Here is a 10,520-nt window from a genome sequence, read left to right on the forward strand (position 1 = left end):
GGTTCAGCAACCTCAACGGCAGCAGCGGGGCCGGCGGGGCGGGCGGCAACGGCGGGCTGTTCGGCGCCGGCGGCGACGGCGGTACCGGCGGGGCCGCGCAGACCACCGCCGGCGCCGGTGGTCGCGGCGGCAACGCCGGCATCCTGAGCATGGGCGCGGCCGGCGGGGCCGGCGGCGGTGGCGGGAACAACACCGGCACCGGCACCGGTGGGACGGGCGGGGCCGGCGGCACCGGCGGCGCGCTCTTCGGCGACGGCGGGGCCGGCGGCGCGGGTGGCGGCGGCGGGTTCAGTGGCGCGGCCGGCGGGGCCGGCGGCAACGCCGGCATGCTCGCCGGCTCGGGCGGCGCCGGCGGCGCGGGCGGGAACTCGGGCGACAGCGCGCTCACCACCGGTGGCGCCGGCGGCGCCGGCGGCCGGGGCGGGGCGATCGGCGACGGCGGAGACGGCGGCGCCGGCGGGGCCGGCAACGGCAACACCGGCGGCCCCGGCGGCAGAGGGGGCAACGCCGTGGTGATCGGCGACGGCGGAAACGGCGGCAACGCCGGGACCGGTACGCCGCCCGGCGCGCCGGGCGCCGGCGGCACCGGCGGGCTGCTGCTCGGCGAGGACGGGCGCAACGGGACTTAACGCCCGCCGCTGCTGCCGCTGCTGGCGCTGCTGCCGCTACCCCCGCGGCCGGGGGGCTGCCTATCCGGCCTGCTTGACCGGCGGGCGGTAGAAGATCACCAGCTGGCCGAGCGCCCCGGCCAGCCCGAGGCCCGCCGAGATCGCCAGCCCGGGCCAGCCGTCGAACCAGTTCTTGCCGAAGATCAGCCAGTCGAGGCTGAGCCGGCCGGCGCCCAGCGTGGCCACCACGACGGCGCTGACCGCCAGCACCAGGTTGTATTCCCAGCCTTCCTTGACGATGAAAAAGCCGTTGGCCCGGTGCACGGTCCAGGCCGCGACCAGCATCAGCGACACGAACCCGGCCGCCGGGATCGGGGTGAGCAGCCCGGCCGCCAGACCGAGCCCGGCGCTCACCTCGGTGGTGGCGGCGACGGTGGCGTGAAACCGGCCGGGTTTCATCCCGATGCTTTCGAACCAGCGCGCCGTTCCCGGGATGCGGCCGCCGCCGAAGAATTTGTTGAAGCCGTGCGCGGCGAGTGTCAGTCCCAGCACCAGCCGCAGGATCAGTAACCCGACGTCATACACATTCATAGGTGCAAACCTAGATCATCGGTCTCGGTACCCGGGATAGGTAGCTTTCGGGCCTGGCGCGCGCACAGTTTTACATACTCGTCGAGGCCTGCCGGAAAGGTTCCATCGCCGTGCCCGCGCGACGAGGCGGCCCGCACGGCACGCCCAACACACGCCCAGTTGATGCCGATCCTAAAGACGGCCGGCGCACAGGTGCCGCGCCTGGGTGCCTGCTCGGCGAAACTCGTTGCCGCACTGGACAAGACCAAGGCCGGCGACCCGGCGTGGCTGACCAGGCCGCCGTCGACTCCTAGCACACCGTGTGGTTCGAGGTGCACGAAAAGCTCATCGGCGCCGCCGGCCCGACCCGCGAAGAGGCGGCCAGATCGGTTGACGCGCAGTAGATCACAGCGCCGCCTCGAGTAGCCGCACATACGCGTCGACGTCGGCGCCGGCTCCGAAGGCCGACTCCGCCGCGTGCACGCTGATCGCCACGGTGTCGCCGATGCCGTGCACACCGTGCGTCAGCCCCATCACCGGCGAGAGCGCCGGGTAGCCGGCGGTCAACACCACCGGCGCGTCGCCGAAGCTCAGGTCGGCCGGGCCGCGGTTGACGCTGGACACCACCGTGTTGCCGGCCACCTGCGCCGGCCGGGCATCGGGATCGAACTGCGCGACCCCCCGGCGCAGCAGCGCGGCCGGCACCGCGGCGAACGCCCGGTCGGCGGCCCGGGCGGCCGGATGCTCGAAGCGCCGCCGCCCGTTGGCCAGGTCGGCCGCGATCCGCCGGACACGCTCCTCGACACCCAGGGTCGGGTACAGCCCGACGACGACGTTGCCGAAGTGATTGTGCGCCTGCGGCGCACCGGGTTTGGCCATCGGCACCTCGGCGCCCAACGCGTCCGCCCCGTCGCCGAGCAGGGCCGACAGCGCCGACGAGACCGCGGCCAGCACCCCGATGGTGACCGTCGGTCCGCGCAGTTGCGAGCGGTGCCGCACCAGGGTGCGCACCGAGAGGGCGCCGCCGGGGCGGGTGTTGGTGGCCAGCAGCGGGCGCGACCCGACGCCCGGCGCCAGCAGCCCCGCGTTCATGTCGCGCACCAACCGGCGGTGGGCGCGCGCCGCCTGGACGGCACGCCAGGGAAGGAAGCCCGCCGAGGGCGGCGGCGGGCGCGGCACCGCGGCCTCGCGGCCGAAGAGCCAGGCGGCCATCGCCGAGGCTCGGGCACCGTCGCCCAGGGCGTGGGCGACCTGCATGACCGCGACCGCGCCGGCGCCCGGCACGCCCGGGATGCCGAGGACCGGGGCGAACACATGCAACCGCCAGGGCGTCCTGCGCACGTCCAGCTGGTCGCTGGCCAGCCCGACGACCGCGGCCAAACAATCGCTCCACGTGCCGCCGGCCATTTCGTGGACGACCACGTGCGCCGGCCCGACGGCCGCCGGCACCCATTTCGGATAGGTCAGCCTGCCGGTCTCCTCGACCCGCATCGTCAGATCCGGGCAGGCGCGCGCCCGCCGGCGCGCCCGTTCGACGACCCGCCCGAGATCGGCGGGCACGCCGCCGAACGCGTACAGCAGGAACTGGTCGTTGGGGATCTTGGCCGACATCCAATAGGACTGCGCATCGACGGCCGCCATCCGCTGGGCCGCCACGGTCTTCAGCCCGGTTTGCCGATGAACGCCAGCACCAGGTTGGCGACCTTGTCCGGCTGTTCGAGCTGCAGGAAGTGCCCGGCGTGGTCCACGACGGCGACCTCGCTGCCGGCCGGCAGCACCTTTTCGGTCCAGCGGGCGAAAGCCGGTGTCATGCAACGGTCGTCGCGGCCGTGCAGGTACAGGCAGGGCAGCACCGGCACCTCGGTCCACAGCCGGTTCAGCTCGGCGTACCGCGCCGGCGGCCGCGGCTTGCGGATCGTGGCGCGGTAGGGCCCCAGCGCGGCGCGCCAACTCTCCGGGGTGCCGATCGCGGCGTCGACGTGGCGCAGGTCCTCGTCGGCGCGGTAGCCCGGCGACCACCTTTTCCACAGCAGCGGCAGCACCCAGGAGGCGGAACGCTCGGGCAGCCAAGGCAATTGGAAGTACAGGATGTACCAGGACCGCAGCAGCTGCGGCGGCAGGTGGGCGAGCAGCCGCACCCGCTCGGCGACGCCGCCGCGCCGGCGGAACCCGGCCGACACCGGAACGGACATGATGACCGCCTTGGCGAACGGGCTGTCGGGCATCGCGGCCAGGCCGGTGGCGGCGATCGCGCCCCAGTCGTGACCGATCACCACGTCGTGCTCGGTGCCGCCCGCGGCTTCGCGCACCCGCAGCGCGTCGTCCATCAGCGCGCCGACGTGGAAGCTGCCGTCGGAAGGGATCGACGAGGGCGCGTACCCACGCATGAACGGCGCGACGACCCGCCACCCCGACTCGGCCAGCGGCGGGGCGATCCTGCGCCACCCGTAGGCGGTGTCGGGGAAGCCGTGCAGGCAGAGGGCCATCGGGGCATCGGCCGGCCCCCAGGTCAGAGCCTTCAGGTCCCCGGCGCCGCCGGGTACGTCGATCCAGCCTGGTTCACCCATGTCCACTCCATGCTCGGCGCCTCTCGCACGGACCAACCTAACGCGTGCGGGTCAACGACGCACCGACCACGGTGCCGGCCCGGTCAAATGACGGCGGCCGCAACGTATTTCGCAACGCGAGTTACCGCGTCAACGTTGAATCCGCCGCCTCTTCCAGCTCGGCGATGACGATCTTGCGCATGCCGTACATCGCTTTTGTGGCGGCCGCCGCGCGGGTCCGATCGGGATCGCCGATCAGCTCGTAGAGCCGGTCCGGGACGATCTGCCAACTCAGCCCGAAGCGGTCCTTGAGCCAGCCGCACTGCGATTCCTCGCCACCCCGCGTCAGCCGCTCCCAGTAGTAGTCCACCTCGTCCTGGTCCTTGCAGTGCACCGTGAACGACACGGCCTCGGTGAACGGGAACTGCGGGCCGCCGTTGATCGCGATGAACCGGGTGCCGTCGAGCACGAAGCTGCCCGACAGGATCGTGCCGGGCTCGCCGGGGCCGGCTTCGGTGGTTGGGTTGAGGCCCTCGATGTGGGAGTTGGGAAACACCGAGGTATAGAACTCGGCCGCTTCCTTCAAATCACCGTCGAACCAGAGCGTGGGCGTGATGGATGGCATGCCGCCTCCTAGGTGTCAGGGCAGGTGTCAGGGCAGGGTCTTAGGGATTGACCGCGACCGCCGCGAAAACTCACCGCGACCTCGGCCCCGCTCCGGGGTGAATAGTCGACCTAGGTAGCGTCGAGAGGCGATCGACGAAAGAGGACGCTTGTGAGCACCGTGAACAGCATTCCCCGGACGGTCAAGTTCGCCGGCGCCGACGGGATCACCCTGGTTGCCGACGAATGGAACCGGGGCGCGGCCCCGGCGGCCGATCACCCCACGATCCTGATGCTGCACGGCGGCGGCCAGAACCGGTTCTCCTGGAAAAACACCGGCCAGATCCTGGCAGATGACGGGTTTCATGTCGTGGCGCTCGATTCCCGGGGCCACGGTGACAGCGATCGGGCGCCCAACGCCGACTACGACGTCGAGACGTTGACCGCGGACGTGATGCACGTGCTCGATGCCATCGGCCGGCCGGTGGCGATCATCGGGGCCAGCATGGGCGGGTTGACCGGCATCCTCGCCGCCGAGCGGGCCGGCCCGGACAGGGTCACCCGGCTCGTCCTGGTCGACGTGGTGCCCCGGTTCGAAAAGGACGGCAGCGCCCGCATCCGCGAGTTCATGTTCAGCGGCCTCGACGGGTTCGAAACGCTCGAGCAGGCCGCCGACGCCGTCGCCGCCTACCTGCCGCACCGAAAACGGCCGCGCAACCCCGAGGGCCTGAAAAAGAACCTGCGCCTGCGCGACGGCCGCTGGTATTGGCACTGGGACCCCGCGTTCATGACCAAGCCCGGCGACGACCCCGAACTGCGCACCGAGAAGTTCGAGCACGCCGCCAGCGGCCTGAAGATCCCCGTGCTACTGATCCGCGGAAAGCTCTCCGACGTCGTCAGCCCGGAGGGCGTCCAGCATTTCCTGACCCAGGTGCCGCGGGCCGAATTCGTGGAACTGTCCAACGCCGGGCACACCGCCGCCGGCGACGACAACGACGCGTTCAGCGACGCCGTCGTCGCCTTCGTCAAGCGCGGGTGAGCCTTTCGATCAGTTGGCCGGTTTCTCCGCGTGGCCGCCGAACTGCTTGCGCATCGCCGATAGCGCCTTGTTGGCGAAGTCGTCGAGCGAACGCGAGGCGAACCGGGACTGCAGCGCCGTGGTGAGCACCGGCGAGGGCACCCCCTCGTCGATCGCCGCGATGGCGGTCCAGCGGCCCTCCCCCGAATCCGACACCCGACCCGAAAACTCTTTCAGGTCAGGCGAATCGTGCAGCGCGATCGCCGTCAGGTCGAGCAGCCAGGAGCCGATCACGCTGCCGCGGCGCCACACCTCGGCGACGTCCGGGATGTCGAAGTCGTACTCGTAGCACTCCGGGTTGACCAGCGGCGCGGTTTCGGCGTCGGACTCCTGGATGCGGGTGCCGATGTCGGCGTTGCGCAGGATGTTAAGCCCCTCGGCGAGCGACGCCATCATCCCGTACTCGATGCCGTTGTGCACCATCTTGACGAAGTGGCCGGCGCCGGTCTTGCCGCAATGCAAGTAGCCCTTCTCCGGTTGCGCGATCTCGCCCTCGCGCCCGGGCGTGCGCGGGGCGGCGTCGAACCCCGGCGCGATGCTCGCGAAGAGGGGCTCCGCGCGCTCGAAGGCGTAGTCGTCGCCGCCGATCATCAGGCAATAGCCGCGCTCCCGGCCCCACACGCCACCGCTGGTGCCGCAATCCAGTAAATGAATGCCCTTCTCGGACAACGTCTTCGCGTGCCGGTAGTCGTCGCGGTAGTACGAGTTGCCGCCGTCGATGACGATGTCGCCGGAGTCCAGCGTTTCGGCCAGATCCTGGATGACTCGGGTGGTGATCGTGCCGGCGGGCACCATCACCCAAACCACGCGGGGAGTATCGAGCTTTTCGGCGAGCTCCTGCAGCGACGCGACGCCGGTCGTCCTGTCCTCCCCGGCCATCGCCTTGACCGCGTCGGGGTTGTGGTCGTAGACCACGCACTCGTGCCCGTCCTTGACCACCCGCCGAACGATATTGGCGCCCATGCGGCCCAGCCCGATCATCCCTAGCTGCATTTTTCTCCTGTCTCCTTACTGTCTGGCGGGGGTGGCGTGCGGCAGCCACGGAGGCTGCCAACCGTGGTGACCGCGCAATAGCGCGTGCGCGGCGTCGGGGCCCCAGGTGCCGCGGTCGTAGTAGTGAATCTCACCCGGGTCGTCGAGCAGGGGCTGCACGATGCGCCACGTCTGTTCGATGCCGTCGATGCGGGCGAAGAGTTGGTGATCACCGGTCAGCGCGGCGTGAAAGAGGCGCTCGTAGGGCCGTTCCGGCTCGCCCAGGTCTTGGACGAACAGCGAATCGAGGTGCACGTCGTGCCACGCGTCGCCGACCTGCGCGGAGATCTGCACGCGCAAGCCCGGGTCGGGGTCGATCCGCAGCACGATCTGGTTGGGCTCGGCCGGTCGGCAGTTCGGCAGGAAGGCCAGCGTGGGAACGGGCCGCAGGAACAGCCGCACCTCGGTGACCTTCTCGGGCAGGGCCTTGCCGGCCCTCAAAAAGATCGGCACCCCCGCCCAGCGCCAGTTGTCGATCTCGGCGCGCAGCGCGATGAACGTCTCGGTCTTCGAATCCTTGGCCACCTCGGGGATGTCGGTGTAGCCGCGGTATTGGCCGCGCACGCACCGCGCGGGCGTCAGCGCCGGCATGGCGCGCAGCACCTCGGCCTTCTTGTCGTTGAGGTCGTCGGCGCTGGGGCCCACCGGCGGCTCCATCGCCGCCATCGCCAGCACCTGCAGCAGGTGGTTCTGCACGACGTCGCGCAGCGCGCCGACAGCGTCGTAGAACCTGCCGCGCGCCTCCACCCCGAAGTTCTCGGCCATGGTGATGTGAATTTCGGAAACGCTTCGCCGGTCCCACAATTCGGCCAGCGCCTGGTTGCCGAAGCGCAGGCACTCCAGCTCGACCACCGGTTGCTTGCCCAAGAAGTGATCCACCCGCAGGATCTGGTCCTCCTCGAGGACGGCGCGCAGCCGGGTGTTGAGCTCGCGCGCCGACTCCAGGTCGTGGCCGAACGGCTTTTCCACCGCCACGTGCGCCCGCTCGAGCAGGCCAACCTTGGCGAGGTTTTCCACGATGGGCGCGAACAACGCGGGCGGCATCTCCAGGTAGTACAGCGGGCGGTAATCCGACCCGATCAGCTCGGCCAGCTTGCTGTACAGCTCGCTGTCGGTCACGTCGCCGGACATGTAATCCAGCCGGCCCGCCAACCGGTCGAAGACCGCGGCGTCGATCTGCTCGCCGGCCGCGCTGATGGCGTCGCGGCCCAGGGCGACCAACTTCTCCAGCGAAATATCGTCACTGGCGACTCCGAGGACGGGGCAGTCCAGAAGCTTGCGGGCCTCGAGCCGGTACAACGCCCGGAACGTCATCTTGCGGGCCAAATCGCCGGTGATGCCGAAAATCACCAGCAGGTTCGAGGAACGATCGCCGCCATCGGTCAAGACCCCACCTCCCGAAAGTCACCCAATCGGCTCACGTGAAATCCACTACCCCGCGGCGGCCGACCTCAACACTAAACAGCGCGGATGGGCCCGACAACCGGTGCGGCGGGCTTTGGCAGGATGCCAAGCGTGGGTGACGCCATGCACGTCGCGGTCTACGCGTTGGCCGCGCTCGCCGCGCTCGAGGCCGGCGCGCTCGCCGTGCTGGCGGTCCTGCTGGTGCGCGACCGGCGCGAGCTCGAGGAGCTGCGACACCGCGCGGACACCCGCAACCGGCTGTTGGCGGGCGGTCGCGAGGCCGTCAAGACGGTGTGGAACACCGCGAACCTGGTCCGCAAGGAGGGGCTGGGGGCGGTGGTGCGCAGCTCGATCGAGGAGCTCGCCGACTGGGCCGAGGTCGAGCGTCCCGACCTGGCCCGGGTGACGCCGGACGGCCGGGTGGTGATCCTGTTCTCCGACATCGAGGAGTCCACCGCCCTCAACGAGCGGATCGGCGACCGCGCCTTCGTCAAGCTGATCGCGTCGCACGACAAGCTCGTTCACAAGCTGGTGGAGCGGCACGCGGGACACGTGGTAAAGAGCCAGGGCGACGGATTCATGATCGCCTTCTCGCGCGCGCGGCAGGCGGTGCAATGCGGCATCGACCTGCAGAACGCGCTGCACAAGAACGGAAAAGCCAAGCGGCAAGGGGACATTCGGGTTCGGATCGGCATTCACATGGGCCGCTCGGTGCGCCGCGGCGACGATCTGTTCGGGCGCAACGTCGCGATGGCGGCCCGGGTGGCGGCCGAGGCCCTCGGTGGCCAGATCCTGGTGAGCGAGCCGGTGCGAGACGCGCTCGGCGACTGCGACGACATCCGGTTCGACGGCGGCCGCGAGGTCGTGCTGAAAGGCTTCTCGGGCAGCTATCGCTTGTTCGCCGTCGAACCCGTGGCCGACCCCGACTCGGATTGAACGCCCTGACCGTTAAATTCGGCCAGCCGCTGATGCAACCGGGCGCGGACCTCGTCTGCGGTGTAGGCCCTTCGCCTGCGTTCATCGCGCACCACCAGCGCGCCGCCGGCGACGACACCGGCGACGCCGGCCAGGGCGACCCACTTCCAAATGCTGCGCATGGTTGACAGGCTATTACCGCATCGACGCCGCGCGTGCCCGAGCCCAACCGCGGGCACTGACGAGTCGCGAAAACGAAAGGCGGGCAACGATGGCCGACCACTCGCTGACCGTGGACCAGGCGGTCGAGGAGACGCGCACGGGTGACCTGTGGCTGTTCCGTGGCGCGTCGGGGCCCGATCGGGCCATCCAGACCCTGACCAACAGCCCGGTGAACCACGTCGGGATGACGGTGGCGATCGACGACCTACCGCCGCTGATCTGGCATGCCGAACTCGGCGACAAACTCACCGACGTGTGGGCGGGCACCAACCATCGCGGCGTGCAGCTCAACGATCTTCGCGACGCCGTCGTGCAATGGATCCAGCGCTACCACCAGCGCTGCTGGTTGCGGCAGTTGATGCCGTACGCGAACCGCGAACAGGAAAACGCACTGCTGCGGGTGATCGCGCGCATGGACGGGACGCCGTTCCCGGCCACCGCGCGCCTCACCGGGCGGTGGCTGCGCGGCCGGCTCCCGACGGCCTACGACTGGGTGCGCGGAATCCCCGTCGTGGAAAACAAGATTCGTGAATCGACGCAGCGCCGCAAGGCCCGAGAACGCGTGGGGCTGGAGGCGGCGTACTGCGCGGAGACCGTGGCGATCACCTACGAGGAGATGGGCTTGCTGGCGACCGAGAAACACTCGAATTGGTTTGACCCGGGCTCGTTTTGGAGCGGTGACACGCTTCCCCTGGCCCCCGGATATCGGCTGGGCGAGGAAATCGCCGTCGTCTTAGGATAGCCGGCCGGTTAGTCGACCGACATCTCGGCCAGCTCCGACCAACCCGTCGCGTCGATCGTCTGGTTGATGATTTTGGGCGTGGACTTCAGGGCCTGCGGCAGATCCCGCATCGCCCGTTTGAAGTGGTCGCTGTTGACGTGGGCTTCACCGGCGTCGCCGTCGCGGAACGCCTCCACCAAGACGTACTCCGCCGGGTTGTCCAGGCTCCGCGACCACTCGAACCACAAGTTGCCGTCTTCGGCGCGGGTGGCCGCGGTGAACGACGCGACCAGTTCCGGCCAGCGCTCGGTCCACTCCGGTTTGGTTTCGAACTTGACGACGATAAAGATCATTGCCCGCCCACCTATGCTTGCCGCTTCCCGGTCGGCGCCAGGATACGTGCGGCGGTCCGACCGCGGGACAAGCCCGTGCCTTTTGTCCCCGTGTTCGAGACGTGTAGCAAATCGTCTTATTGAACTAGTGCCAGCCGGCAACTCTCGAAAGCCGATAATTGTGACAAATCACACATGCCGACTGGCAACGCGGCGGGTTCACAACCGCTCGTTTTATCGGTCGCATTCGGATAAGGAGCGCACCCGCAACCCGATTTGTTATGGATTCGGAATTGCGGGGTCGCCGGGTGGCGGCAGATCCGGCGCCGGCGGGGGTGGCGGGGCCGGAGCGGTCGCGCCGACCAACATCGGCGGCGGGTTCAGTGGCGCGGCCGGCGGGGCCGGCGGCAACGCCGGCATGCTCGCCGGCTCCGGCGGCGCCGGCGGCGCGGGCGGGAACTCGGGCGACAGCGCGCTCACCACCAGCCA

The 10,520-nt window shown here is 70.0% G+C and carries 11 protein-coding genes and 2 pseudogenes; 5 read left to right on the forward strand and 8 right to left on the reverse strand.

All coding sequences use genetic code 11. The features are described 5' to 3' along the window. Nucleotides 1–629, forward strand: a pseudogene (locus AWC19_RS29735) (PE family protein); the annotation flags it as partial. Between the two features lie 60 nt (nt 630–689). Here the strand turns inward: AWC19_RS29735 and AWC19_RS22665 are convergent. From AWC19_RS22665 to AWC19_RS22680, 4 genes are all read right to left on the reverse strand, one after another. Next, on the reverse strand, nt 690–1,199 hold the full coding sequence (locus AWC19_RS22665; RefSeq protein WP_085080352.1) for a DoxX family protein: 510 nt from the start codon (nt 1,197–1,199) through the stop codon (nt 690–692). A 384-nt stretch (nt 1,200–1,583) separates the two neighbouring features. Then, nucleotides 1,584–2,834 carry a wax ester/triacylglycerol synthase domain-containing protein gene (locus tag AWC19_RS22670; protein WP_142281357.1) on the reverse strand — a complete coding sequence of 417 codons (1,251 nt, stop codon included), beginning with the start codon at nt 2,832–2,834 and terminating at the stop codon, nt 1,584–1,586. A 5-nt stretch (nt 2,835–2,839) separates the two neighbouring features. Continuing rightward, on the reverse strand, nt 2,840–3,745 hold the full coding sequence (locus AWC19_RS22675; protein ID WP_085080362.1) for an alpha/beta fold hydrolase: 906 nt from the start codon (nt 3,743–3,745) through the stop codon (nt 2,840–2,842). Between the two features lie 121 nt (nt 3,746–3,866). Beyond that, the gene (locus AWC19_RS22680) at nt 3,867–4,349 is read right to left on the reverse strand and encodes a VOC family protein (RefSeq protein ID WP_085080354.1); all 483 of its coding nucleotides are present in this window, start codon (nt 4,347–4,349) and stop codon (nt 3,867–3,869) included. Between the two features lie 150 nt (nt 4,350–4,499). Here AWC19_RS22680 and AWC19_RS22685 point away from each other — a divergent pair, with 150 nt between their 5' ends. Next, nucleotides 4,500–5,366, forward strand: coding sequence for an alpha/beta fold hydrolase (locus tag AWC19_RS22685; protein WP_085080355.1), 867 nt, complete (start codon nt 4,500–4,502; stop codon nt 5,364–5,366). Nucleotides 5,367–5,375: 9 nt separating this feature from the next. Here AWC19_RS22685 and gnd read toward each other — a convergent pair whose 3' ends face one another. Both gnd and AWC19_RS22695 read right to left on the reverse strand, forming a co-directional pair. Beyond that, nucleotides 5,376–6,398, reverse strand: a complete 1,023-nt coding sequence (gene gnd / locus AWC19_RS22690; protein ID WP_085080356.1) for a phosphogluconate dehydrogenase (NAD(+)-dependent, decarboxylating) — start codon at nt 6,396–6,398, stop codon at nt 5,376–5,378. A gap of 15 nt (nt 6,399–6,413) precedes the next feature. Next, nucleotides 6,414–7,823 (reverse strand): glucose-6-phosphate dehydrogenase, encoded by a 1,410-nt coding sequence (locus AWC19_RS22695; RefSeq protein ID WP_085080357.1) that lies wholly within the window; start codon nt 7,821–7,823, stop codon nt 6,414–6,416. 120 nt (nt 7,824–7,943) lie between these two features. Here AWC19_RS22695 and AWC19_RS22700 point away from each other — a divergent pair, with 120 nt between their 5' ends. After that, nucleotides 7,944–8,777, forward strand: a complete 834-nt coding sequence (locus tag AWC19_RS22700) for an adenylate/guanylate cyclase domain-containing protein (protein ID WP_085080358.1) — start codon at nt 7,944–7,946, stop codon at nt 8,775–8,777. On the opposite strand, the gene AWC19_RS22705 is transcribed toward AWC19_RS22700, so the two are convergent. Next, nucleotides 8,729–8,938 (reverse strand): hypothetical protein, encoded by a 210-nt coding sequence (locus AWC19_RS22705; protein ID WP_085080359.1) that lies wholly within the window; start codon nt 8,936–8,938, stop codon nt 8,729–8,731. The genes AWC19_RS22700 and AWC19_RS22705 overlap by 49 nt on opposite strands. Nucleotides 8,939–9,027: 89 nt before the next feature. On the opposite strand from AWC19_RS22705, the gene AWC19_RS22710 reads away from it, so the two are divergent. Then, a complete protein-coding gene (locus AWC19_RS22710; protein WP_085080360.1) occupies nt 9,028–9,720 on the forward strand; it encodes a guanylate cyclase in 693 nt (230 codons plus the stop codon). An 8-nt stretch (nt 9,721–9,728) separates the two neighbouring features. Here AWC19_RS22710 and AWC19_RS22715 read toward each other — a convergent pair whose 3' ends face one another. After that, complete coding sequence (locus tag AWC19_RS22715) at nt 9,729–10,052, reverse strand: putative quinol monooxygenase (protein ID WP_085080361.1); 324 nt, start codon at nt 10,050–10,052, stop codon at nt 9,729–9,731. A gap of 160 nt (nt 10,053–10,212) precedes the next feature. On the opposite strand from AWC19_RS22715, the pseudogene AWC19_RS22720 reads away from it, so the two are divergent. Beyond that, a pseudogene (locus tag AWC19_RS22720) lies at nt 10,213–10,520 on the forward strand (hypothetical protein); the annotation flags it as partial.

The organism is Mycobacterium palustre, assembly GCF_002101785.1.
Classification (GTDB): Bacteria; Actinomycetota; Actinomycetes; order Mycobacteriales; family Mycobacteriaceae; genus Mycobacterium; species Mycobacterium palustre.

What these genes read in the sequence shown, in the direction of transcription:
- AWC19_RS22665 (WP_085080352.1), bottom strand. Translation starts at nt 1,199, where the DNA reads ATGAATGTGTATGACGTCGGGTTACTGATCCTGCGGCTGGTGCTGGGA.
- AWC19_RS22675 (WP_085080362.1), bottom strand. Translation starts at nt 3,745, where the DNA reads ATGGGTGAACCAGGCTGGATCGACGTACCCGGCGGCGCCGGGGACCTG.
- AWC19_RS22680 (WP_085080354.1), bottom strand. Translation starts at nt 4,349, where the DNA reads ATGCCATCCATCACGCCCACGCTCTGGTTCGACGGTGATTTGAAGGAA.
- gnd (WP_085080356.1), bottom strand. Translation starts at nt 6,398, where the DNA reads ATGCAGCTAGGGATGATCGGGCTGGGCCGCATGGGCGCCAATATCGTT.
- AWC19_RS22700 (WP_085080358.1), top strand. Translation starts at nt 7,944, where the DNA reads ATGCCAAGCGTGGGTGACGCCATGCACGTCGCGGTCTACGCGTTGGCC.
- AWC19_RS22705 (WP_085080359.1), bottom strand. Translation starts at nt 8,938, where the DNA reads ATGCGCAGCATTTGGAAGTGGGTCGCCCTGGCCGGCGTCGCCGGTGTC.
- AWC19_RS22710 (WP_085080360.1), top strand. Translation starts at nt 9,028, where the DNA reads ATGGCCGACCACTCGCTGACCGTGGACCAGGCGGTCGAGGAGACGCGC.
- AWC19_RS22715 (WP_085080361.1), bottom strand. Translation starts at nt 10,052, where the DNA reads ATGATCTTTATCGTCGTCAAGTTCGAAACCAAACCGGAGTGGACCGAG.